Source organism: Kitasatospora terrestris (genome assembly GCF_039542905.1).
Taxonomy (GTDB): Bacteria; Actinomycetota; Actinomycetes; order Streptomycetales; family Streptomycetaceae; genus Kitasatospora; species Kitasatospora terrestris.
Genome location: NZ_BAABIS010000001.1, coordinates 2,644,830 through 2,668,540 on the forward strand (window position 1 = coordinate 2,644,830; position 23,711 = coordinate 2,668,540).

21 protein-coding genes and 1 tRNA gene are annotated in these 23,711 nt (G+C 73.3%); 17 read left to right on the forward strand and 5 right to left on the reverse strand.

Annotation, left to right across the window (positions count from 1 at the left end; genetic code table 11):
• Positions 1 to 8 precede the first annotated feature (8 nt).
• Positions 9 to 629 carry a TetR family transcriptional regulator gene (locus tag ABEB06_RS12215; protein WP_345696875.1) on the reverse strand — a complete coding sequence of 207 codons (621 nt, stop codon included), beginning with the start codon at positions 627 to 629 and terminating at the stop codon, positions 9 to 11.
• Positions 630 to 716: 87 nt separating this feature from the next.
• Here ABEB06_RS12215 and ABEB06_RS12220 point away from each other — a divergent pair, with 87 nt between their 5' ends.
• A complete protein-coding gene (locus ABEB06_RS12220) occupies positions 717 to 863 on the forward strand; it encodes a hypothetical protein (protein ID WP_345696876.1) in 147 nt (48 codons plus the stop codon).
• Positions 864 to 901: 38 nt separating this feature from the next.
• Complete coding sequence (locus ABEB06_RS12225; RefSeq protein ID WP_345696877.1) at positions 902 to 1,159, forward strand: DUF4190 domain-containing protein; 258 nt, start codon at positions 902 to 904, stop codon at positions 1,157 to 1,159.
• Between the two features lie 7 nt (positions 1,160 to 1,166).
• Here the strand turns inward: ABEB06_RS12225 and ABEB06_RS12230 are convergent, their stop codons facing one another.
• Positions 1,167 to 3,041 carry an RICIN domain-containing protein gene (locus ABEB06_RS12230; RefSeq protein ID WP_345696878.1) on the reverse strand — a complete coding sequence of 625 codons (1,875 nt, stop codon included), beginning with the start codon at positions 3,039 to 3,041 and terminating at the stop codon, positions 1,167 to 1,169.
• Positions 3,042 to 3,242: 201 nt separating this feature from the next.
• Here ABEB06_RS12230 and ABEB06_RS12235 point away from each other — a divergent pair, with 201 nt between their 5' ends.
• On the forward strand, positions 3,243 to 4,379 hold the full coding sequence (locus tag ABEB06_RS12235; protein ID WP_345701821.1) for an alginate lyase family protein: 1,137 nt from the start codon (positions 3,243 to 3,245) through the stop codon (positions 4,377 to 4,379).
• A 73-nt stretch (positions 4,380 to 4,452) separates the two neighbouring features.
• On the opposite strand, the gene gcl is transcribed toward ABEB06_RS12235, so the two are convergent.
• Entirely contained in the window at positions 4,453 to 6,240 is a 1,788-nt protein-coding gene (gene gcl, locus ABEB06_RS12240; protein WP_345696879.1) for a glyoxylate carboligase, read from the reverse strand.
• Positions 6,241 to 6,476: 236 nt separating this feature from the next.
• Here gcl and ABEB06_RS12245 point away from each other — a divergent pair, with 236 nt between their 5' ends.
• From ABEB06_RS12245 to ABEB06_RS12280, 8 genes are all read left to right on the forward strand, one after another.
• Positions 6,477 to 7,127, forward strand: coding sequence for an NAD(P)-dependent oxidoreductase (locus ABEB06_RS12245; RefSeq protein ID WP_345696880.1), 651 nt, complete (start codon positions 6,477 to 6,479; stop codon positions 7,125 to 7,127).
• 98 nt (positions 7,128 to 7,225) lie between these two features.
• Entirely contained in the window at positions 7,226 to 9,094 is a 1,869-nt protein-coding gene (gene mutA / locus ABEB06_RS12250; protein ID WP_345696881.1) for a methylmalonyl-CoA mutase small subunit, read from the forward strand.
• A complete protein-coding gene (gene scpA / locus ABEB06_RS12255) occupies positions 9,091 to 11,292 on the forward strand; it encodes a methylmalonyl-CoA mutase (protein WP_345696882.1) in 2,202 nt (733 codons plus the stop codon). The genes mutA and scpA overlap by 4 nt, the downstream gene beginning before the upstream one ends.
• Before the next feature lie 14 nt (positions 11,293 to 11,306).
• Positions 11,307 to 12,308, forward strand: a complete 1,002-nt coding sequence (gene meaB, locus ABEB06_RS12260) for a methylmalonyl Co-A mutase-associated GTPase MeaB (RefSeq protein ID WP_345696883.1) — start codon at positions 11,307 to 11,309, stop codon at positions 12,306 to 12,308.
• A gap of 77 nt (positions 12,309 to 12,385) precedes the next feature.
• Positions 12,386 to 13,027 carry a 5-oxoprolinase subunit B family protein gene (locus ABEB06_RS12265; RefSeq protein WP_345696884.1) on the forward strand — a complete coding sequence of 214 codons (642 nt, stop codon included), beginning with the start codon at positions 12,386 to 12,388 and terminating at the stop codon, positions 13,025 to 13,027.
• Between the two features lie 202 nt (positions 13,028 to 13,229).
• Positions 13,230 to 14,093 (forward strand): 5-oxoprolinase subunit C family protein, encoded by an 864-nt coding sequence (locus tag ABEB06_RS12270; RefSeq protein WP_345696885.1) that lies wholly within the window; start codon positions 13,230 to 13,232, stop codon positions 14,091 to 14,093.
• Positions 14,094 to 14,230: 137 nt separating this feature from the next.
• Positions 14,231 to 15,049 (forward strand): hypothetical protein, encoded by an 819-nt coding sequence (locus ABEB06_RS12275; RefSeq protein WP_345696886.1) that lies wholly within the window; start codon positions 14,231 to 14,233, stop codon positions 15,047 to 15,049.
• 22 nt (positions 15,050 to 15,071) lie between these two features.
• Complete coding sequence (locus ABEB06_RS12280; RefSeq protein WP_345696887.1) at positions 15,072 to 15,815, forward strand: hypothetical protein; 744 nt, start codon at positions 15,072 to 15,074, stop codon at positions 15,813 to 15,815.
• 49 nt (positions 15,816 to 15,864) lie between these two features.
• On the opposite strand, the gene ABEB06_RS12285 is transcribed toward ABEB06_RS12280, so the two are convergent.
• A complete protein-coding gene (locus ABEB06_RS12285) occupies positions 15,865 to 16,104 on the reverse strand; it encodes a hypothetical protein (protein ID WP_345696888.1) in 240 nt (79 codons plus the stop codon).
• A gap of 44 nt (positions 16,105 to 16,148) precedes the next feature.
• Here ABEB06_RS12285 and ABEB06_RS12290 point away from each other — a divergent pair, with 44 nt between their 5' ends.
• The 3 genes from ABEB06_RS12290 (at position 16,149) to ABEB06_RS12300 (ending at position 21,269) form a co-directional block, all read left to right on the forward strand.
• Complete coding sequence (locus ABEB06_RS12290; RefSeq protein WP_345696889.1) at positions 16,149 to 17,309, forward strand: damage-control phosphatase ARMT1 family protein; 1,161 nt, start codon at positions 16,149 to 16,151, stop codon at positions 17,307 to 17,309.
• Positions 17,310 to 17,567: 258 nt separating this feature from the next.
• On the forward strand, positions 17,568 to 18,605 hold the full coding sequence (locus ABEB06_RS12295) for an ATP-binding protein (protein ID WP_345696890.1): 1,038 nt from the start codon (positions 17,568 to 17,570) through the stop codon (positions 18,603 to 18,605).
• 84 nt (positions 18,606 to 18,689) lie between these two features.
• A complete protein-coding gene (locus tag ABEB06_RS12300) occupies positions 18,690 to 21,269 on the forward strand; it encodes a cellulase family glycosylhydrolase (protein ID WP_345696891.1) in 2,580 nt (859 codons plus the stop codon).
• Between the two features lie 54 nt (positions 21,270 to 21,323).
• Here ABEB06_RS12300 and ABEB06_RS12305 read toward each other — a convergent pair.
• Positions 21,324 to 21,395 (reverse strand) — tRNA-Val (locus ABEB06_RS12305).
• Positions 21,396 to 21,602: 207 nt separating this feature from the next.
• On the opposite strand from ABEB06_RS12305, the gene ABEB06_RS12310 reads away from it, so the two are divergent.
• The 3 genes from ABEB06_RS12310 to ABEB06_RS12320 are packed head-to-tail and all read left to right on the forward strand — an operon-like array spanning position 21,603 to position 23,620.
• On the forward strand, positions 21,603 to 22,853 hold the full coding sequence (locus ABEB06_RS12310; protein ID WP_425559771.1) for a hypothetical protein: 1,251 nt from the start codon (positions 21,603 to 21,605) through the stop codon (positions 22,851 to 22,853).
• Between the two features lie 55 nt (positions 22,854 to 22,908).
• Positions 22,909 to 23,388 carry a DUF4442 domain-containing protein gene (locus tag ABEB06_RS12315; protein ID WP_345696893.1) on the forward strand — a complete coding sequence of 160 codons (480 nt, stop codon included), beginning with the start codon at positions 22,909 to 22,911 and terminating at the stop codon, positions 23,386 to 23,388.
• A gap of 13 nt (positions 23,389 to 23,401) precedes the next feature.
• Positions 23,402 to 23,620, forward strand: coding sequence for an FmdB family zinc ribbon protein (locus tag ABEB06_RS12320; RefSeq protein ID WP_345696894.1), 219 nt, complete (start codon positions 23,402 to 23,404; stop codon positions 23,618 to 23,620).
• Positions 23,621 to 23,711: the final 91 nt, after the last annotated feature.

Here is a 23,711-nt window from a genome sequence, read left to right on the forward strand (position 1 = left end):
CGGGCCCGTCAGCTATCGGGCCAGTGGCGGCTGCCGAGGCTGATCAGCCGCAGCTGCATCCGGACGGTCCGTTCGATCCGCTCCTGGTCGGCGGGGTCGGCCTCGACGAGTTCGGCCGCGGTGGAGACCATCCGGTCGACGTACAGCTCGGCGAGCATCCGCAGGTCCTCGGCGGGCCAGCCCTTGACGGCGGGCTGGAGGGCGAGCGCCTCGGCCACCTCCTCGGCGAAGCGCCGGAACTCGGTGGCGATCGCCTCGCGGACCTCCCGGACGCCGCCGTGCCGCTCGCGGGCCAGGAAGCGGATGTAGGCGCGGTGCTCGGCGACGTGGGCGGCGATCACCTCGACCGCCCGGTCGATCAGGCGCTCGGGCTCGCCGTACGCGGCGAACACCGCCTTGATCATCTCGTGCAGGTTGGCCAGCGACTCCCGGACGAGCACCACGCCCAGCTCGGAGAGGTCGGGGAAGTGCCGGTAGAAGCCGGCCGGGGACATGCCTGCGGCGCGGGTGACCTCGCGGACGCCGAGGCCGCTGAGGTTCTGCCGCTCCAGCAGGCCGAGGCCCGCGTCCAGCAGGGCGCGGCGGCTCTGCTGCTTCTGCGCCTGGCGGACGCCGGGGGTGTGATTCACGCCATTCAGTAAACAACTGTTTGCCGACTTTGGCCAGCGCCGCTACAGTACTTTCAGCGAACAGTTGTTATCCGAAAGGACCCGACAGTGTTCCTCGTCGTCCTGCTCCTCATGGCCGCCCTCGCCGGCGCGGCCGTCCACCTCCCGATGCCCGCGCTGCTCGCGCTGACCGTCCTGGTCGCCGGCTGGCTGCTGGCGTTCGGTGCCCGCGAGCGCCTGTCCCGGCGCTCCTGACCCCCGACCCGAGCGATCTCCCCCCAAGGAGTCCTGCCGTGAACACCTCCGCACGCCGCGGTGTCGGCGACGCCGACCAGCTGGCCGTCGCGTCCTTCGTCCTGGGCCTGCTCGGCCTGCTGGTCTTCAACCTGGTGCTCGGCCCGCTCGCGCTGGTGCTGGCCGGCCTGGCGCTGCTGCGCGGCACCACGCGCCGGGGCCGGGCCCTGCTCGGGCTCGGCCTCGGGGTCGCCGACCTGGTGGTTCTCACCGCCTCGATCGCCGCCGGCCACGGCACCTTCTGGCAGTTCGGCTGATCCGGGCTCAGCCGGTCGGGGCGGTCCACTTCTGGTTCGCCCCGCCGGTGCAGGTCCAGATCTGCGTTTGGGTGCCGTTGGCGGAGGTGTTGCCGGTGACGTCCAGGCACTTGCCGGCCTGCGGGTTGACCAGGTCGTGGCTGCCCGCGGAGTACGTCCACTGCTGGGCGCCGGTGCCGTTGCAGTCCCACAGCTGCGTCTTGGCCCCGTCCGCGGTCGAACCGCCGGACACGTCCAGGCACTTGCCGAGCGCCCGCACGGTGCCGTCGGTGCCGAGCGTCCAGCTCTGCGCCGCGGTGCCGTTGCAGTCGTAGATCTGCACGGCCGTGCCGTTGGCGGTGCCGGCCGCCGCCACGTCCAGGCACTTGCCGCCCAGCCCGGTCACCTGCCCGGTGTGCGAGCCTCCGCCGCCCTGGGTGCCGCCCCAGGTGAAGGTGGCCGAGGTGTGCGCGGGCAGCGCGTAGGAGAAGTTCTGGCCGCCCCAGACCACCCGCAGGGTCTGGCCGCTGCCGCTGTCGTTGTACGCGATCAGCGCCTTGGAGCCGTCCGGGTTCTGCCAGGCCACGTTGGGCACGGCCGAGTTGGCGGTGGAGGCGATCCGGTACGCGCCGGGCTTCACGAACTTGGTGAGGTGGCCCATGGTGTAGTACTCCACCGTGTAGTCCACCTGGCCGCTGCGCGCGTCGCCGTTGTGCACCGTGACCAGGCCGGTGCAGGTGCCGCAGCCGCCGTAGTGCGGGCCCATGTTCTGGTCGACCGCCAGGCTCCACTTGGTCACCGACCTACCCCAGTTGCGGGTGTAGTCGATGATGTTGCGCATGTCCTCGCGCTGCTGGTCGGCGATCCAGGTGCCGCCGGAGTGCTCGGTGTCGAAGGCGTCCACGCTCGGGTACTGGTTGTGCACGGCGGTCTGCTGGGTGACGTCGCCGCCGTAGCCGTGCCAGGCCATGCCGCCGAAGTTGGGGTGGGTGCGGATCGCCGCGTCGTCCATCACCGGGGCGGCGTAGCCCGCGTACTGGTCCCAGTTCCAGTCCAGGGCCAGCAGCTTGGTGGACAGGCCGGCGCCGGCCAGGGCGGGCAGCAGGTTGTTCTTGGAGAAGTACGCCAGGCCCGAGCCGTTCCAGCTCATCGAGGGGTAACCGCCGCAGCAGGTGGGCTCGTTCTGCACGGTGACGTAGTTCACCGGGACGCCCTGCGCCTGGTACGCCTGCAGGTACTTGACGAAGTACTGGGCGTAGGCGCCGTAGTACTCGGCCTTCAGCCAGCCGCCGTTGAGGTTGCCGCTGTCCTTCATCCAGGCGGGGGCGGTCCACGGCGAGGCCATCACGGTGAGCGCCGGGTTGAGTTGGCGGGCCTGCCTGGTCAGCGGCAGCACGTCGGCCAGGTCGTGGGCGACGGTGAAGCCGTTCAGCGCCGGGTCGGCGGCGCCGGCCGGCTGGTCGTCGTAGGTGTAGCCGTAGCGGGCCAGGTCGGAGGCGCCCATCGGGTTGCGGACGAAGGACAGGCCGATGCCGTCGGTGGGCGAGAACAGCTTGCGCATGGTGTCGTCGCGGGTGGCGGCGGAGAGCGCCCCGCTGGAGTTCATCAGCCAGGCGGCGGTGTCGGTGAACGAGGCGCCGCCGCCGGTGAACTGCTGGTAGCGGGTGCCCTCGTCGACGGTGACCGCCTGGCCGCCGCTGCCCGCGCCGGCGCCGAAGGCGAGGCCGGCCTGCGGCTGGAGGCCTCGGGTGACGTGCCGGCCGCCGGCGTCGTCGGTGGTGGTGAGCCAGACCTGGACGCTCTCGCCGGCCGCCTGCGCGGTGGGGGCCGCGGTGAGCAGTCCGGTGGCGGCGAGCGCGCCGCAGAGCAGTCCGGCCGCGGTGCGGCGGGTGGGTGGAGGCATGCCGCTTCCTGCCTTTCATGGTGTGGGGGCGGCTTGATTCAACTCCTGTAAAAAGGGGTTGGTCAATGGCCCGGCACAGACCGATCGGGAACTGTTGGGTTTCCTGCCAGTCCTCTTGACGGTCTGTCGGCGATCCTGGTTGACTGCGCGGCCATGCCAAACCCCCACTGGCGCCTGCCCGTTGTGGCAGGCCTCCTCGCCATGCTCGGCCCGCTGCTGTCGGCGGCCCCCGCGGCCGAGGCCGCGCCGACCGTCTTCAGCCACCCCGGCGTGCTGGTCAGCCGGGCCCAACTCGACTTCGTCCGCGGCAAGGTGCAGGCCGGGGCGCAGCCCTGGAAGGCCGCGTACGACCAGATGCACGCCTCCAAGTACGCCTCGCTGACCCGCACCGCCAAGCCCCGCGCGGTGGTCGAGTGCGGCTCGTACTCCAACCCCAACTACGGCTGCACCGACGAGCGCGAGGACGCGCTCGCCGCGTACACCCTGGCGCTGGAGTGGTACATCACCCGTGACACCCGGTACGCCGCCAAGGCCGCCGAGATCATGGACGCCTGGTCGGGCACGATCACCGACCACACCAACTCCAACGCCCCGCTGCAGACCGCCTGGTCGGCCTCGACCTGGCCGCGGGCGGCGGAGATCGTCCGCTACACCTGGGGCGGCTGGGCCTCCGACAAGGTGTCCCGGTTCGGCTCGATGCTGCGGAACGTGTACCTGCCGGAGGTGGTCAACGGCTCGAACTCCAACGGCAACTGGGAGCTGAGCATGACCGAGGCGACCATCGGCATCGCGGTCTTCCTGGACGACCGCACGGTCTACGACAAGGCGGTGGCCCGGTTCCGCAACCGGGTGCCGGCCTACGTCTACCTGGCCTCCGACGGCGCGCTGCCGAAGACCGTGCCCGGCAGCGGGCTGGACACCCGGGCCGAGATCGTCGGCTACTGGCAGGGCCAGTCCACCTTCGTGGACGGCCTCACCCAGGAGACCTGCCGGGACTTCACCCACACCGGCTACGGGCTCGCGGCGATCTCGCACGTCGCCGAGACCTCCCGGATCCAGGGGCAGGACCTCTACCCGGAGGTCGCCGACCGGCTGCGGCACGCGCTGGGCTTCCAGTCCAAGTACCAGCTGGGCGAGGCCGTCCCGTCCTGGCTGTGCGGGGGCAGCCTGAAGCTCGGGCTCGGCCCGGTGACCGAGGTCGGTTTCAACGCGCTGCACAACCGGCTGGGCTACGGCATGACCAACACCCAGACGCTGACCGAGCAGCGGCGCCCGGCGGGCACCGACAACCTGTTCACCGCCTGGGAGACGCTCACCCACGCGTCCAACCCGTCCTGAGACGCGACCGCCCGCCCCGGAGCGCTTCCGGGGCGGGCGGTCGTGCGGTGCGGGTGGGCGCGCGGTGCGGGGATCAGGCCTGCAGGGCCTTGATCGCGGTCGGGGCGTGGCCGGGCTCGGTGGCCAGCTCCTCGAACTCGGTGACGTCGCTCATGTCGACGGTCCGGCTCATCGAGATGTTGGTGACCCGCTCCAGGATCGCCTCGACGACGACCGGGACGCGGTACTCGGCGGCCAGCTTCTTGGCCTCCTCGAACGCGGCACCCAGCTCGTTCGGGTCGGTGACCCGGATCGCCTTGACGCCCAGGCCCTCGGCGACCTTGACGTGGTCGACGCCGTAGACGCCGAGCTCCGGGGCGTTGACGTTCTCGAACTCCAGGTTGACCTGGAAGTTGATGTCCAGGCCGATCTGCGCCTGGCGGATCAGGCCCAGGTAGGCGTTGTTGACCAGGACGTGGACGTAGGGGATCCGGTGCTGGGCGGCGACCGCCAGCTCCTCGATCATGAACTGGAAGTCGTAGTCGCCCGAGAGCGCGACGACCGGGGTCCCGGGGTCCGCGGTGGCGGCGCCGATCGCGGCCGGGATGGTCCAGCCGAGCGGGCCGGCCTGGCCGCAGTTGACCCAGTGGCGCGGCTTGTAGACGTGCAGGAACTGCGCGGCGGCGATCTGCGACAGGCCGATCGTGGTGACGTAGCGGGTCTCCGGGCCGAACGCGCGGTTCATCTCCTCGTAGACGCGCTGCGGCTTGATCGGGACGTTGTCGAAGTTGGTGCGACGCTGCAGGGTGGCCTTGCGCTCCTGCGCGGAGGCGGCCCACGCGGTGAAGTCCGGCAGGGTGCCGGCCGCCTTCAGCTCCTCGGCGACCTCGATGAACAGCTCCAGCGCGGCCTTGGCGTCCGAGGCGATGCCGTAGTCCGGGGCGAAGATCTTGCCGATCTGGGTCGGCTCGATGTCGACGTGGACGAACTTCCGGTCGCCGCGGTACGCGTCCAGGTTGTAGCCGGTGTGGCGGTTGGCCCAGCGGTTGCCGATGCCGAGGACGAAGTCCGACTCCAGGAAGGTCGCGTTGCCGTAGCGGTGCGAGGTCTGGACGCCGACCATGCCGGCCGCCAGCTCGTGGTCGTCCGGGATGGTGCCCCAGCCCATCAGGGTGGAGATGACCGGGACGCCGGTCAGCTCGGCGAACTCGACCAGCAGGTCGGTGGCGTCCGCGTTGATGATGCCGCCGCCGGCCACGATCAGCGGGCGCTCGGAGGCCAGCAGGAACGACAGCGCCTTCTCGACCTGGGCGCGGGTCGCGGCCGGCTTGTAGACCGGCAGCGGCTCGTAGGTCTCCGGGTCGAACTCGATCTCGGTCAGCTGGACGTCGATCGGCAGGTCGATCAGGACCGGGCCCGGACGGCCGGAGCGCATCAGGTGGAAGGCCTGCTGGAAGACGCCGGGGACCTGGGCCGCCTCCAGGACGGTGGTGGCCGCCTTGGTGACCGGCTTGGCGATGGACGCGATGTCGACCGCCTGGAAGTCCTCCTTGTGCAGCTTGGAGACCGGCGCCTGGCCGGTGATGCACAGGATCGGGATCGAGTCGGCGATCGCCGAGTACAGGCCGGTGATCATGTCGGTGCCGGCCGGGCCCGAGGTGCCGATGCAGACACCGATGTTGCCGGCCTTGGCGCGGGTGTAGCCCTCGGCCATGTGCGAGGCGCCCTCGACGTGCCGGGCGAGGGTGTGGCCGATCCCGCCGCCCTCCTTCAGGGCCTTGTAGAAGGGGTTGATCGCGGCGCCCGGCACGCCGAACGCGACGTCGACGCCTTCACGCTTGAGGATCTCAACGGCGGCGCGGGCGGCTGTCATACGGGGCATCGGTCACTCCTGCGGTCGTCAACTACTTCCACAATGCGGAAGAATAGTTTTGGTATGCGAAAAGAACGCTACGGCGGACCCCGAGAGGGCGTCAAGTGGAGTTTCAACAGAACGTTGCAGCGATCGCCGGTTGTCCGTTTTTCACCATGAGGGGTCGGCTGCACACCTCGTTCACGTCGGCAGATCTCCGTACGGTCGGTGACATCGACGGAAAACGACCCGAGGAGCGGATCGAGATGGCCACCATCACCCTGTACGGAGCCACCGGCACGATCGGCAGCCGCGTGCTGCGCGAAGCCCTGGAGCGCGGGCACCGGGTCACCGCGGTGCTCCGCGACCCCGCCAAGCTCGACCTCACCCACCCGGGCCTGACCGTCGCCGCCGGCGACGTCCTGGACCCCGCCTCGGTCGCCGAGCAGGCCAAGGGCAGCGACGTGGTGGTCAGCGCGGTCGGCGGCGGCGACGGCCCCGGCCACGTGGCGACCGTCCGGCCGTCCGCCGAGGCGCTGGTCGACGGGCTGCGGACGCTGGGCGCGGACGCGCCGCGACTGATCGCGGTCGGCGGCGCCGGCTCGCTGCGCACCCCCGACGGCAAGCAGGTCTGGGACGCCGAGGGGCTCCCCGAGTTCCTGCTGCAGATCATGCACGCGCACGGCGACGCCCTCGACCACTACCGCACCGTCGACGACGTCCGCTGGACCAACCTCAGCCCGGCCGCCCTGATCGAGCCCGGCGAGCGCACCGGCGCCTACCGCGTCGGCCTGGAGGACCTCCTGCTGGACGCCGACGGCAACAGCCGCATCTCGACCGAGGACTACGCGGTGGCGCTCGTCGACGAGATCGAGCGCCCGCAGTACGTCGGCCGGCGCTTCACCGTCGGCTACTGATCCCCTGGTGGCACTGTGCGCGCAACAGGGTGCAGCGAGTGAAAGGTCACACCGGGCGGCTCTGCTGCGACTCGAGTAACCGGCGTTAACCTTCCCTCATGACGGTCCCGCCCGAAGGGCTTCCCCTGGCCGCCGAGTTCCCGGATGCGACCCGCGAGCAGTGGCAGCGCCTTGTCGAAAACGTCCTGCGCAAGTCAGGCGCGCAGGACGTCAGCGGCGTCCTGGCCGAGGACGCGCTCACCACGCGGCTCCCGGACGGCCTGAGCGCCCGACCGCTGTACACCGCGGACGACGCCCCCGCCGGCGCCGGGTATCCCGGCTTCGCGCCGTACGTGCGCGGCGCCCGGCCCCAGGGCTCGGCCGTCGGCGGCTGGGACGTCCGGCAGCGGCACGCCGACCCGGACGCGCGGCGCGCCAACGAGGCCGTCCTCGCGGACCTGGAGAACGGCGTCACCTCCCTCTGGCTGACCGTCGGCGAGTCCGGCCTGCCGGTCGCCTCGCTGCCCGCCGTCCTCGACGGCGTGTACCTGGACCTGGCGGCCGTCGTGCTCGACGCGGGCGCCGGGTTCACCGCCGCGGCGGGCGAGCTGTTCTCCCTCTGGGAGCAGCGCGGGCTGACCGCCGGCGCCGTCTTTGGCAACCTGGGCGCCGACCCGCTCGGCCTGCTCGCCCGGACCGGCGACGACACCCGGACCGACGCGCTGCTGACCGAGGCGGCCGTGCTGGCCGAGCGCTGCGCCGCCGGCTTCCCGCAGGTGCGGGCGCTGACCGTGGACGCGCTGGCGTACCACGACGCCGGCGCCTCCCCCGCCCAGGAGCTGGGCTGCGCGCTGGCGACCGGCGTCGCCTACCTGCGGGCGCTGACCGCCGCGGGGCTGAGCGCGGAGGACGCCGCCGGGCAGCTGGAGTTCCGCTACGCCGCGACCGAGGACCAGTTCCTCACCATCGCCAAGTTCCGTGCCGCCCGCCGCCTGTGGGCCCGGGTCGCGGAGGTCTCCGGGATCACCGGCGAGGCCGCCGCGCAGCGCCAGCACGCCGTCACCTCATCGGTGATGATGACCGCCCGCGACCCGTGGGTGAACATGCTGCGCACCACCGTCGCGTGCCTGGCCGCCGGGGTCGGCGGCGCCGAGTCGGTGACCGTGCTGCCGTTCGACGAGGCGGTCGGCCTGCCGGACGCGTTCGCCCGCCGGATCGCCCGCAACACCCAGTCGATCCTGCTGGAGGAGTCGAACCTGGCGAAGGTGGTCGACCCGGCCGGCGGCTCCTGGTACGTGGAGAAGCTGACCGACGACCTCGCCGAGGCCGCCTGGGCGTGGTTCCAGGAGATCGAGCGGGCCGGCGGCCAGCGCGCGGCGTTCACCGGCGGCCTGGTCGGCGAGCGGATCGCCGCCACCTGGGCGGCGCGCACCGCGCAGCTCGCCAAGCGGCGCGAACCGGTCACCGGCGTCAGCGAGTTCCCCAACCTCGGCGAGCAGCCGCTGGTCCGCGAGGCCGCCCCGGCCCCGCTCGGCGGCGGCCTGCCCCGGGTGCGCCGCGGCGAGGCGTACGAGGCGCTGCGCGACCGCTCGGACGCGCACCTGGCGGCGACCGGTGCCCGGCCGAAGCTGTTCCTGGCCGGGATCGGCGGCGCGGCGGCGCACAGCGCGCGCTCCACCTTCGCGGCCAACCTGTTCCAGGCGGGCGGCATCGAGACGGTGCTCGCCGAGTCCGCCGACCCGGCGGTGCTGGCCGAGGCGTTCACCGCCTCCGGGGCGACCGTCGCCTGCCTGTGCTCCAGCGACAAGGTGTACGCCGAACAGGGTGAGGCCGTCGCGGCCGCCCTGGCCGCGGCCGGCGCCGCGAAGGTGCTGCTGGCCGGCCGGCCGGGCACCGTGCAGACGGGAGTGGACGAGCACGTCTTCGTCGGCTGCGACGTGGTCGCGGTGCTGACCTCCCTCCTCGACCAGATCGGAGTGGCGCGATGATCCCCGACTTCACCACCGTCGGCCTGTCCGGCGACGCGGGCGCGTCCGCCACCCCCGAGCAGTGGCGCGAGGCCTGGCAGCAGGCCACCGGCAAGGACGTCGACGAGCAGATCTGGGAGACCCCGGAGGGCATCGGCGTCAAGCCGCTGTACACCGCCGAGGACCTGGCCGGGCTGGACTTCCTCGCCACCTACCCGGGCGTCGCGCCGTACCTGCGCGGCCCGTACCCGACCATGTACGTCAACCAGCCGTGGACGGTCCGCCAGTACGCGGGCTTCTCCACCGCCGAGGAGTCCAACGCCTTCTACCGCCGCAACCTGGCGGCCGGCCAGAAGGGCCTGTCGGTCGCCTTCGACCTGCCCACCCACCGCGGCTACGACTCCGACCACCCCCGGGTGACCGGTGACGTCGGCATGGCCGGTGTGGCGATCGACTCGATCTACGACATGCGCCAGCTCTTCGACGGCATCCCGCTGGACAAGATGTCGGTGTCGATGACCATGAACGGCGCGGTGCTGCCGATCCTGGCGCTGTACATCGTGGCCGCCGAGGAGCAGGGCGTCGCGCCCGAGCAGCTGGCCGGGACCATCCAGAACGACATCCTCAAGGAGTTCATGGTCCGCAACACCTACATCTACCCGCCGCAGCCCTCGATGCGGATCATCTCGGACATCTTCGCGTACACCTCGCAGAAGATGCCCCGGTACAACTCGATCTCCATCTCGGGCTACCACATCCAGGAGGCCGGGGCCACGGCCGACCTGGAGCTGGCGTACACCCTCGCGGACGGTGTGGAGTACCTGCGGGCCGGCCTCGGCGCCGGGCTGGACGTGGACGCGTTCGCGCCGCGGCTGTCGTTCTTCTGGGCGATCGGCATGAACTTCTTCATGGAGGTCGCCAAGCTCCGCGCGGCCCGCCTGCTGTGGGCCAAGCTGGTCAAGCAGTTCGACCCCTCGAGCGCCAAGTCGCTGTCGCTGCGCACCCATTCGCAGACCTCCGGCTGGTCGCTCACCGCCCAGGACGTGTTCAACAACGTCACCCGCACCTGCGTGGAGGCGATGGCCGCGACCCAGGGCCACACCCAGTCGCTGCACACCAACGCGCTCGACGAGGCGCTGGCGCTGCCCACCGACTTCTCCGCCCGGATCGCCCGCAACACCCAGCTGATGCTCCAGCAGGAGTCCGGCACCTGCCGGGTCATCGACCCGTGGGGCGGCTCGGCGTACGTCGAGAAGCTCACCCACGACCTGGCCCGCCGCGCCTGGCAGCACATCCAGGAGGTCGAGGCGGCCGGCGGCATGGCCAAGGCGATCGACGCCGGCATCCCCAAGCTGCGCGTCGAGGAGGCCGCCGCCCGCACCCAGGCCCGGATCGACTCCGGCCGCCAGCCGGTGATCGGCGTCAACAAGTACCGGGTCGAGAGCGACGAGCAGATCGACGTGCTCAAGGTCGACAACTCCTCGGTCCGCGCCCAGCAGATCGAGAAGCTGCGCCGGCTGCGCGCCGAGCGCGACGAGCAGGCATGCCAGGACGCCCTGCACGCGCTCACCCGCGCCGCCGAGGCGGGCCCGCAGGGCTCGTCGCTGGACGGCAACCTGCTGGCCCTCGCCGTGAACGCGGCCCGGGCCAAGGCCACCGTCGGCGAGATCTCCGACGCCCTGGAGAAGGTGTACGGCCGGCACGCCGGGCAGATCCGCACCATCTCCGGCGTCTACCGGGACGAGGCAGGAGCATCCGTGGGCGTCGAGCGCACCCGTGAGCTGGTCGAGCGCTTCGAGGAGGCCGAGGGCCGCCGCCCGCGCATCCTGGTCGCCAAGATGGGCCAGGACGGCCACGACCGCGGCCAGAAGGTGATCGCCACCGCGTTCGCCGACCTCGGCTTCACCGTGGACGTCGGCCCGCTCTTCCAGACCCCGGCCGAGGTGGCCCGCCAGGCCGTCGAGGCGGACGTGCACATCGTCGGCGTCTCCTCGCTCGCCGCCGGCCACCTCACCCTGGTGCCCGCGCTGCGCGAGGAGCTGGCCGCGGCCGGCCGAGGCGACATCACCATCGTGGTCGGCGGCGTCATCCCGCCGCAGGACGTCCCCACGCTCCTGGAGATGGGCGCCGCGGCGGTCTTCCCGCCCGGCACGGTCATCCCGGACGCGGCGTACGACCTGCTCAAGACGCTCGCCGCCGACCTCGGCCACGAACTGTGAGGCACTGACCGCCGATGCCGCCCCGGACGATCGACCTCGACCAGTACCGGCAGGGTGTGCTCGAAGGCTCGCGCGCGTGGATCGCGCGGGCCATCACCCTCGTCGAGTCCACCCGGCCCGACCACCGCGAACTCGCCCAGCGGCTGCTGGTCGACCTGCTGCCGCACTCCGGCAAGGCGGTCCGGGTCGGCATCACCGGCGTGCCCGGGGTCGGCAAGTCGACGTTCATCGAGGCCTTCGGCACCATGCTCACCGGCCGGGGCCACCGGGTCGCGGTGCTCGCCGTCGACCCGACCTCCAGCCGCACCGGCGGCTCCATCCTGGGCGACAAGACCCGGATGGAGAAGCTTTCCGCCGACCCGAACGCCTTCGTCCGGCCGTCCCCCACCTCGGGGACGCTCGGCGGGGTCGCCCGCGCCACCCGCGAGTCGATGGTGGTGATGGAGGCCGCCGGGTACGACGTCGTCCTGGTGGAGACGGTCGGCGTCGGCCAGTCCGAGACCACGGTCGCCGGAATGGTCGACTCCTTCCTGCTGCTCACCCTCGCCCGGACCGGCGACCAGCTGCAGGGCATCAAGAAGGGCGTCCTCGAACTCGCCGACCTGGTCGCCGTCAACAAGGCCGACGGCCCGTTCGAACGCGACGCCAAGGCCGCGGCCCGCGAACTGGCCGGCGCCCTGCGCCTGCTCCAGCCGCCGGACGCCGCCTGGACGCCGCCCGTCCTCACCTGCAGCGGCCGCGACGGCACCGGCCTCGACGTGCTCTGGGAGCGCCTGGAGCAGCACCGCCGCACCCTGGACGCCACCGGCTCGCTCGCCGCCAAGCGCCGCGACCAGCAGGTCGAGTGGACCTGGGCGATGGTCCACGACCAGCTGCTGGCCCAGCTCCGCGAGCACCCCGAAGTCCGGCGCATCACACCCGGGTTGGAGCAGCAGGTGCGCGAGGGCACGCTGACCGCGACGCTCGCCGCGCAGCGCATCCTGGCCGGCTTCCGCTCCCCGGTGGACGGCTCCTGAGCCGGTAGGCTCGTCCCCCACGGGTCCACTCCTGCGGGTCCACTCCCGCAGGTCCACTCCTGCGGGGGAGCGAGGCGATGAACGAGACGTCCGGCGTCCGGGTGCTGCGCTGCGGCACCCGCGCCGTGCTGGTGGAGGTCGACGGCCTCGACACCGTCGCCCGGCTGCACGCTGCTCTGCGCGAGCGCCCGCTGCCCGGGATCACCGAACTCGTCCCCGCCGCCCGCACCCTGCTGGTCCACTACGACCCCGCCGCCACCGACCACGCCCGGCTCGCGGCCGCCCTCCCCCGGGTGCCGCTCGGCACGCCCTCCACCGCCGGGGGCGAGGTGGTGACCGTCCCCGTCCACTACGACGGGGACGACCTCGCCGCCGTCGCCGGACTCGCGCGCGTCGGCGTCGGCGAGGTGATCGCCCGGCACACCGCTCCGCTGTACCGCGTCGCCTTCTGCGGCTTCGCACCCGGCTTCGCGTACCTCACCGGCCTCGACCCGCTGCTGCACCTCCCCCGCCACGCCACCCCGCGCACCCGCGTCCCGAGCGGATCGGTCGCCGTGGCGGGCGAGTTCACCGGCGTCTACCCGCGTGAGTCCCCCGGCGGCTGGCAGCTCCTCGGCCGCACCGACCTGACGCTGTGGAACCCGGACGCCACCCCGCCCACCCCGCTCACCCCGGGCACCGGCGTCCGCTTCACCGCCGTCGACACCCCACCGCGATGAGCACCCGGCCCGCCGGGCCGGAGGCCGCCGCCCGCAACACCGCCGTCCGCCGTGGCCCAACCGCTGTCGCCGTCGCTGCCGCTGCCGCTGCCGCTGCCGCCGGAGGCTCGTTCCACGGCGGGCACGCCGCCGTCCGGCTCGCCGTTGCCCGCACCACTCCTTCCCCCTCCCCCTCCCCCCTCTCGCCGAAGGCGCCGACACCGTGACCGCACCTCGCACCGTCCGCGTGCTCTCCCCCGGCTACGGCACCACCGTGCAGGACCTCGGCCGACCCGGGTGGGCCGCGCTCGGCGTCAGCCCGTCCGGCGCCGCCGACCGCCCCGCGCTCCGCCTCGCCAACCGCCTGGTCGGCAACGACGAGGACGCCGCCGGTCTCGAATGCCTGCTCGGCGGACTCGTCCTCACCTTCGACCACCACACCACCGTCGCCCTCGCCGGTGCCCCCTGCCCCGCCCGCGCGGGTGGCCGCGAGGCCGGCCCGTACGCGCCGATCCGGCTCGCCCCCGGCGAGGAACTGCACCTGGGCACCGCCCCGGCCGGCCTGCGCGTCTACCTCGCGGTCCGCGGCGGCCTGGAGGTCCCGCCGGTGCTCGGCTCCCGCTCCACCGACACTCTCTCCGGCCTCGGCCCGGCGCGGCTCGGCACCGGTGACGTCCTCCCGGTCGGCCGTCCGCCCGCCGCCCCGCCCACCGCCGACCTCGCCCCGCAGCGACCGCTGCCGGCCGAGCCGGTCCTGCGCGTCGTCCCGGGCCCCCGCGACGACTGGTTCACGCCCGACGCCCTGTCCCGGCTCTGCGCCGAGCCCTGGGCCGTCACCGACCGGAGCGACCGCATCGGCATGCGCCTCGCCGGCCCGGCGCTCGAACGCTCCCGCCCCGGCGAACTGCTGTCCGAAGGAACCGTCGCCGGAGCCCTCCAGGTGCCGCCCGCCGGCCGTCCCATCCTCTTCCTCGCCGACCACCCGGTCACCGGCGGCTACCCGGTCATCGCCGTCGTGCACCAGGACGACCTCCCGCTCGCCGCCCAGGTCAGGCCGGGCAACACCCTCCGCTTCCAAGCTGTTTGATCATCCGTCACTCACCGCCCGCGCCAACGCAGTTCAGTTTCTTCAGGAACCGTCAGGGGCGCACCGGCCGGTCCGCGCCCCGCCCCCCGGTGTACGTTCGACGCCGATAGCAGACCGGCGCCGGGGAGTTGAAGCGCATGAAGGACGACATCGGGGCCCTGCTGACCCGCGCCTCGCTGGCCGTCGCGGCCACCGTCGCGGTGGTGGTCCCCGTCATCGACATGGTCGGCGGCACCGGCGCCCTGCCCTCCTGGATATCGGTGCCCAACCTGACGCTGCTCGTCCTGGGCACCGCCATGGTTCCCCTGCTGCTGGAGCTGCACCGGCTGCGCAAGCTCGACAGCGTCGACGAGCGGCTCGCCAGGATGGAGCGCCTGCAGCGCGAGCGCTTCTGCGGGCTGGTCCGGGTGCACAGCCACTTCCCGGAGAGCGAGTTCACCGCGTACGCGGAGGGCAGCCGCAGCGAGATCACCATCCTCCAGACCTGGATCCCCGACCTGCACCGGCTCACCAAGTCCCTGCGGATCGCCGTCGCCGACCGCGGCGTCCCGCTGCGCATCCTGCTGCTGCACCCCGACTCGGAGGTCGTCCAACTGCGCGACCGTGCGCTGCGCCGCGACCCGGCCGTGCACGCCAACGTGAAGCTGAGCGTCCGGGAGAGCCTCGGACTGCTGGCCGAACTCCACGGCGAGCTCCCGGAGTCCAGCCGCCACCTGCTGGAGGTCCGGCTGTTCGAGTCGCTGCCGTCGGTCGCCATCTACCGGGCCGACGAGCACTACCTGGTGAGCTCCTTCCTGCACGGCCGGCGGGCCGTCGACTCCACCCAGGACGAGATCGACGGCGACGACACCGTCATGGGCGAGCAGGCCCGCCGGGAGTTCGACCTCCTCTGGGGAAACAGCCACCCCGTGCGGTTCCCCGACTGGCGTGCGTCGATCGCCCCGATCAACCCGTGAGAACCACAGGAAAGGTACGGCCATGCACGACGTGGACAGCTACGAGGACGCCCTGATCGACCGCTTCCGGTCGCACCCGGTGCTGGCGAACATCACCCACCTGCCCGAACCGGACTTCGCCGAGGTCCTGCTCCAGCGGCGCTTCGTCTCGCTCGCCTTCACCCCGGCGTACGACCTCGCCATCGACCTGCTGGAGGACGAGGCCGCGCGGCAGATCGCCCGCGTCATCCTGCGCGAGGAATACCCCGGCTCACACGGACGCACCCGCTCCCACCGCGAGGACATGGTCGAGGACATGCTCCGGCTCGGCATCTCCCGCCGCCAGGTGGTCGCCTCCCGCCCCACCCCGGCGACGCTGCGCGCCGTCGAGGACACCTTCGCCCTGATCGCCTCCGCCGGGGGCCACCCCGACAGCGACCTGCGGGTGCTCACCGTCCTGCGGTTCTGGGGCGAGGTGCTGGTCGCCGCCGAGTACGAGCGGCTGTGGGAGCGGATGTCGACCGTCCTCGCCACCAGCGGCGACAACCGCTCCGTCTTCTACCACCCGCACCTGCTGCACGACGCCAAGACGCTTCCCCTGGCCGGCGCGGCCGAGCAGTCCGGGACGCACGCCGACGCGCTCGCCTCCCGGATCGCCGCGCTGCTCGCCGAGCAGCCCTCCCCCGCCGTCTTCAAGTCCCTGGAGCGGCAGGCCCTGCGGCTCAAGACGGCGTTCTACGACCAGTTCCTGCCCGCCCTGGACCGCCTCCCGGCCACCAGCCGCTGACCCCACCCTGTCGCGCCACCCCGTCGCCCCGCCCCACCACCGCGGCCGGTCAGCGCGCGGCGACGACCGCGTCGGTGTACAGGTCGCCGTCCGCGACCCCGAGCCGTCCGAGCACCGCCCGGACCGCCGCCAGGCCCGCCGCGAGCTCCTCCTCGTCCGCCACCACCGTCTCCACCTCCAGGAACGTCCCGTCCAGCTCCGGCACCCGCACCACGGTGGCCAGCAGCTCCCGTCCGTCCGCCGTCAGCGCGTAGGTGCGGCAGTGCTTCTCGAACGCGATCCGGGGCACGTACCCGCACACCGCTCTACCGGTGCGCCCTCTACCATCAGGCCATGATCCGCAGCGACGTTCCCGGGTCCTTCGCCTGGGGTGTGTTCCACGAGCGCCACCCGAAGCTCGTCCGGCAGGTGCTCGACGCCCTACCGTACGGGCCCGCCGAGCGGGCGGCGGTGGAGCGGCTCCTCGCGGAGAGCACCGGCGGCGTCCTCGAACCGCCCGCGGACGACCTCCACGACCGCGCCGAGTGGCTGGCGTGGGGCGACGGCCTGTGGGGGCTCCCCTGGGGCGAGGCGCCGTTCCTGTGGGCGGAGAGCTGGTTCTACCGCCGACTGCTCGACGCCACCGGCTACTTCCGGCCCGGCGCCTGGCAGGGCATCGACCCGTTCGCGCCGATGAAGAACGCCGAGCTGGCCGGGGCGGTGGTGGACGAGGAGCTGGCCGCCCTGGACGGCCTCGCCGCCCTGCCGGACGCGCAGCGCGCCCGGGCCCTGCTGACCTCCGCGCTGTGGGGCAACCGCGCCGATCTCAGCTTCGGGCTCACCGCCGGCGCCGACGGACCGGCCGCCACCGACCTGGTCGCCGACGACAGCGCGCAGTTCTGGGCCGAGCTGGAACGCACCCGGGGCGGCCGGGTCTGTGTCGTCGCCGACAACGCCGGGCGTGAGCTGCTGCCCGACCTGGTGCTGATCGACCACCTCCTGCGGACGGGCCTGGCGGCCCGGGTCGACCTGTACGTGAAGCCGCAGCCGTACTTCGTGTCCGACGCGACGGCGGCCGACGTCCTCGCCGCGCTCGACCGCCTGCGGGCCGCCCCCTCGGCCGCCGCCGCGGAGGTCGGCCGGCGGCTCTGGCGGGCGATGACCGACGAGGTGCTGACGGTCCGTACGCACTCGTTCTTCTGCGCGCCGCTGCCCTTCCCCGACATGCCCGACGACCTCCGGGCCGAGTTCACCGGCGCGGCGATGACCGTCCTCAAGGGCGACCTCAACTACCGCCGCCTGGTCGGCGACGTGCTCCGGCCGCCGACCACCGCCTTCGGCGAGACGGTCGCCCACTTCCCGTCCTCGGTCGCCGCCCTGCGGACGCTGAAGTCGGAGGTGGTCGTCGGCCTCGACGCCGCCACCCTGGCCCGGCTCGACGGCTCCGGAACCACCTGGCGCACCGACGGCCGCCAGGCCCTCGTCCAGGTGGAGCTGCGCCGGGAAAACTCGTGAAACTCGTGGCTCCGCAGGCGCCCTGAACGGCCCCTGGAGCGCCCTCCGCGGGCCCTCGGCACCCCTCCGGACACACCGCCGACCTGCACCGGCCGAGCCTTCCCGACGGCCCGTCAGCGACCCGCGCAGAGCCCCGCCAAACATGTCCTGACCTGGTGTTTTACCGAAAATCCCCTAGGCTGGGGGCACTCTGTCGGACACCCTCGGAGGGGGCATCATGGCGGGGAACCCAAGGCGTACGACGCCAGTGCGATCCAGGTGCTGGAGGGCCCGGACATCGTCCGGAAGCGGCCCGGGATGTACATCGGCTCGACCGACGAGCGGGGCCTGCACCACCTGGTCCACGAACTCGCCGAACTGGCCCTGGAGGAGAATCTCGACGGCCACGCCACCCGCGTCGAGATCACCCTCACGCCCGACGGTGGCGTCCGAGTCGCAGACGACGGGCGCGGCATCCCCGTCGAGCACGACGGCCGACGGACCGCGCTCGAAGCGCGTCTGACCCAACTCTGGTACGGCGGGCACCCCTTCGGCCGACGGCCCCTGTCGGCCGGGCACTTCGGGGTGGGGCCGGCCGCCGTCAACGCCCTGTCGATCCGCCTGACGGCCGAGGTGCGGCGCGGCGGCTTCCACTGGGTGCAGGAGTACGAGCGCGGCGTCGCCCTCGCCCCGCCCGTCCGCACCGGGCCGACCGACCGCACCGGGACGACGATCGCCTTCCGGCCCGACCCGGAGATCTTCGAGACGCTCGACTTCTCCTTCACCACCCTGGCCGACCGCTTCCGGGAACTGGCCTTCCTGAACCGCGAGTTGGACATCACCCTGACCGACGGGCGCGACCCGGCCGGACCCGCCTCCCGACGCTTCCACTTCCCCGGCGGCCTGGCCGACCACCTCGCCCACCCGGACGTGCTCGCCTTCGAGCGCGAGTGCCCCGAGATGCAGGGGACCGTCGAGGTGGCCCTCCGCTGGAGCGACTCCACCGACGAGCAGGTCACCAGCTACGCCAACAGCCGGCCCACCCCCGACGGCGGCACGCACGAACTCGGCCTCCGCGACGGCCTGGCGGCTGCCGTCCCCGGCCACTCCCCTGACCGGTCCTGCCCCGGCCTCACCGCGATCGTGTCGGTCAAGCTCGACGAGCCGGTCTTCGAAGGCTCCTGCCGCGACCGGTTGGGCAACGAGCCCGTCCGCGCCTGCGTCGCCCGCGCGGTCGAGGAGCACCTCACCGCCTGGCTCGACGCCGACCCGGGACGGGCCGCCACCGTCCTCGCCCGGATCGCCGGAACCCGCTGACGCGATCCCTGGTCGCACCGGACAACGTGAGCTAGTCTCACGTTCACTTTCGTCCGGTGGACCATCACGCGAGCAGGACTCGACATGCCACGAACCCCCCGAGCCCGGCTCGCCGCAGCGGTCACCGCGGGCAGTCTGGTCGCCGTCTGCACGGCAGCCGCGTTCCTCGACCCCACCTCCCTGTTCACCCCACTGACCAGGTCCGCGTTCCGGGTGGCACCCGTGCGCGGACTGTGGTCGCTGGCCGGGGTGGGCGTCTACCTGCCCGTCCTGGCGCTGGTCACCGGGTGGGGCGCGGCGGTCTCGTTCCGGTGCGCGGCACCGGGCACCGGGCGGGGCGGGCTGATGCTCCGGCTGTGGGGCGTGACCGTCCTGGCCACCGCACTCGCGCGGGTCGCGCAGCTGGTCGCGGCGACGGCCGGGGTCGCCGTGCACGGCGGCGTGCGGACGATGCCGACCACCGTCCTGTGGGACGGCGGGCTGCCCGCCTCCCGCGTCGCGCTGCTCGGCTGGCTGCCGGCCCTGCTCGGCACCTTCGTGTACCGGTACCGCCGCGACCTCCCAGCACGGGAGGCCCCGGCGGGCATCGCCCCGCGCCGGTGCCTGGCCGCCACCGCCCTGCCGCTCGCCCTGCTCGGGCCGCTGCTCGGCACGGTGCTGTGGGAGGGCTCCCCGGCCGCCTCCTTCTACGGCGAACACCTCAGCCTGCGCCGGGCACCGTTCGGGATCGACCTCGGGCCGGCCCGCTTCGCGGTGGAACTGGCCACCGCCGCGCTCGTCGGCGCACTCCTGCTCGCCCGTTCCTCGCGCCGCTTCGACCGCACCCGGCCCGCCTCGCTCCTGCTCGGCGGTTGGCTCGCCGCCCTCGGCGGCGGCGCGGCGGCCGGCGCCGTACAGGCACTGCTCGCCCTGCCGCGCGACCTGGACGGCACCGACCTGTTCTGGATCCCGGACGCCGGCCTGCGGATCGGCACCGGCCTCTCCCTCGGCGTCGCCACCGGCTGGGCCGTCGCCCCGACACTGCGCCTGCTCGACCGCGTCCTCAGCGCCGTCTCCGGGCGCCGCAGCCGTACGCTCACCACGCTCGCCGCCGCGACCGCGCTCTCCCTCCTCTCCTGGCTGCTCGCCGGGGCCGCCCTCGGCGCGGCGGCACCCGCGCCGACGATCGGCGCGGCAGCCCGCGCCACCGCGGGCGCGGAACTCCCCGCGCTCACCGTCCGGGCCCCGGGCGGCGGGTCCGACGACGCCGTGATCAGCGACGTGAACGGCCGTCAGGTGCTGCTGCGCGGCGTCAACGTCAACCAGCTCGTGGACTACTACGCGCCGACACCCGGCCGGGAGACCGTACGGCCGCTCGGCGACGACGACTTCGCGGCCATGGCCGCGCTGGGCTTCAACGTCGTCCGGCTCAGCGTCTCCTGGTCGGCGCTGGAGCCGAGCCGCGGGCAGTACGACCACGCCTACCTGGACCGGATCCGGGCGACCGTCGAGACGGCCGCCCGCCACGGCCTCTACACCGACATCGACATGCACGAGGACGCCTGGGGCAAGGCGCTCGCCGCGCCCGCCGGAACGGACTGCCCCGCCGGCAGCACCCCCGCGCTCGGCTACGACGGCGCCCCCGCCTGGGCCACCCTGGACGACGGCGCCTCCCGCTGCCAGGAACTGAGCCGCGACCTGCTCCCCGCCACCACCCGCGCGTTCACCGCCTTCTACCACGACAGCTCCGGGATCCAGACCGAACTCGTCCGCACCTGGGAGCTGTTGGCACGCACCTTCGCCGACAACCCGGCGGTCGCCGGGTACGGACTGCTCAACGAACCGGGCGTCGGCGAGGACGCGCCCGCCACCTCCTCCGTCCTGCTCGGCGCCTACCAGGACCGCGCGGTCCGGGCCATCCGCGCGGCCGAGCGGCAGAGCCCCGGCGGCTTCCCGCACCTGGTCTTCCTCGAACCGAGCGTGCTCTGGTCCGGCCTCGGCTTCGACGCGGTGCCCGCGCCCGGCTTCACCGACGACCCGTACCTGGTGTTCGCCCCGCACCTGTACAGCTCGTCGATCACCATGGACACCTCGCTCGGGCTCACCCTGGTCTCCGTCGAGCGCGGCTTCGCCCTCGCCCGGCAGCAGGCCCGGGCCTACCGCATGCCGCTGTGGACCGGCGAATGGGGCTGGTTCGGCCCCACCACCGGCGCCGCCCCCGACCCGTCCGGCGACCCCTCGATGCTGCGCCGCTTCGCCGCCGCCGAGGACCGGGCCCGGATCGGCGACGCCTTCTGGGTCTGGAAGCAGGCCTGCGGCAGCCCCGAGAGCGACCAGAGCGCCACTCTCGTCGGCAACCTCGTCCCCGTCGACTGCGCCACCGGCCACGACGCGCCGCCCTCGCCCGCGACCACCGCCGTCCTCAGCCGCGCCTACCCCCGGGCGGCCCCGGGCACCCTCACCTCCCTGACCTCCGACCCCGGCTCCGGTGCCTTCTCCCTCACCGGCACCGCCCCCACCACCCCCGGCCCCGGCCCGTCCTGCACCCTCGACGTCTGGTACCCCGGCCCCCACGAGCCCTCCCCCGACACCGAGGGCCTCACCGCCCTCACCGTCCGCCCGACCCCCGGCGGCCACCGCATCACCGCCTGCGCCACCGGCCCCTACCGCCTGACCGTCCACTGACCCCGGAAACACCGAAGCCCAGCCCGGGGATCATCCCCGAGCTGGGCTTTCCGGTGGGCGCAGACGGTTTCGAACCGCCGACATCTGCTTTGTAAGAGCAGCGCTCTACCGCTGAGCTATGCGCCCCCGTCGCGCTGGGCCGCCAGGGGCGGTCGCACGACGAGAGGACAGACTACCTGGTCCGGCGCCCCGCGTGCCGCTTCCGTCCGGAGGGGCGCGGGAGGTCGCGCGTGGGAGGGGTGACGGGCGGGAACCGTGATCGGCAAGAATGGCGTTGGATCGGGTGTGGCCGAGCAGGGCAGGGCCGAGCGGAGCAGGGAGCGCGGTGTGAGGGTGGCCGGCGGTGGCGGCGGCGGGTGGGGCGGCTGGGGACGCCGGCGGGACGGGGCTCGCGCGGAGGCGCGGGTGGCCCGGGATGCCGCGCAGGAGGCGTTCTACGAGCTGGACTCGGCGCAGCGTGATGCCCTGCTGGCGGTGGAGACGGTGAAGTCGGCGGGTGAGCCGGCGACCGCGGGGCGGACGGAGGCGGAGTTCCGGCAGCTGTCGGCGCGGATCGACGAGACGACGGTCGCGTACATCGCGGCGCTGGACGCGCATGACCTGGACGACGAGGAGCTCGACCCGAACCTGGTCTGGCAGGCGAAACAGGGGCTGGACCAGGCGAAGCGCGACCTGGACGCCCGCCGCGCGGACGTGGCGGCGTTCCTGGAGCGGCTGGGGCCGGTGCTGGAGCACGCGGAGTCGCAGCTGATCCGGGTGACCCCGGCGGTGGAGCGGGCGAAGCAGGCGCTGCTGGGCGCGACGACGGCGCTGGAGGGTGCCCGGGGCGCGGGGTTGAAGGCGGACGAGCTGGCGCGGAGCCTGGCGGAGCTGGCGCCGGAGCTGACCCGGCTGAACCAGGGGGTGGCGCAGCACGGCGTCCCGGCCACGCTGCAGCGGGCGGAGGACGTGGCGCGCCGGGCGGAGGTGATCCGCGGCGAGGCGGAGCACCTGCCGGAGCGGGCGAAGGAGTTGGACCGCCGGGTGGCGAGTCTGCGGACGCGGATCCAGGCGCTGGAGACGCGGTCGGAGACGGTGGAGCCGGCGTTGAGCGAGTTGCGGCGGCGGTTCAGCCTGGAGTGCTGGCAGGACCTGCAGCAGGTGTCGGCGCAGACGGCGGAGGCGGTGCGGGCGGCGCGCGCGAAGCTGACGGAGGCGGTGTCGGCGCGGGACGCGCAGCGCTGGGCGGACGCGACGGCGGCGCTGGGGACGGTGCGGGCGCTGCTGGAGACGGCCGAGGGGTCGGTGACGGCGGTGAACGATCGGCTGCGCCGGTTGAACGAGGTGCAGCACGATCCGCACCAGGAGATCGACCGGGCCAGGTTCGCGCTGCGGGACGCGCAGCGGTTGGCGATGACGGGCCGGCAGACGCCGGATCCGCGGCACGCGGCGCCGCTGGACGCGGCGGTGGCCCGGCTGGACCGGGCGGTGGCGGCGCTGGAGGAGGCGGGCCGGCACCCGGACTACTGGCATTTCCTGACCGAGCTGGCGGGGGTGCGGGAGACGGCGGCCGAGGTGGTCGCGATGATCCGCGGGACGCACTGACATCCGCCGACCCCGGACATTACCCGCGAGTAACTTAGCTGCTAGGCTCGGCGCCATGGCACGCAAGCGCACGATCACCCCCGCCACCTTCCGGCGCGGGATCAACTTCTGGCCGCCGTTCCTGTTCGCCGGGATCCGGGTGCTGTCGGTGGGCGAGGGCTACCGCTCGGCCCGGGTGCGGCTCCGGCTCGGCCGGCTGAACCGCAACTGGGTGGGCACCCACTTCGGCGGGTCGATCTTCGCGATGACGGACCCGTTCTGGATGCTGCTGGTGATGCAGAACCTCGGCCCGGACTACGTGGTCTGGGACAGCGCCGGTGAGATCGACTTCGTCTCCCCCGGGCGCGGCGACATCTTCGCCGACTTCGAGCTGACCGACGACCGGCTGGCGGAGATCCGCGAGCTGACCGCCGACGGCAAGAAGGCGCTGGTCTGGTTCCACACCGAGGTGCTGGCGGCGGACGGCACGGTGGTCGCCCGGGTCCGCAAGCAGATCTACGTCCGGCAGAAGCCGAAGAAGGCGACCGCGGAGTAGGTACGCTGCGACCATGCCTCGCTACGACTTCCGCTGCCGCTCCTGCGGCGCCACGTTCGAACTCCGCCGCGCCATGGCCCAGGCCAACGACCCGGCGGTCTGCCCGGAGGGCCACACCGACACGGTGAAGCTGCTGTCCGCCGTCGCGGTCACCGGGAGCGGCACCGCCGCCCCCGGGCCGACGGGCGGCGGGGGCGGCGGAGGCTGCTGCGGGGGCGGCTGCTGCGGCTGACCCGGCGGCAACCGGCCACCCGGCGGGCAACCAACTGACCCGGCAACAACCGGCTGACCCGCCGGGCAACCGGCCGACCCGGCGGCAACCG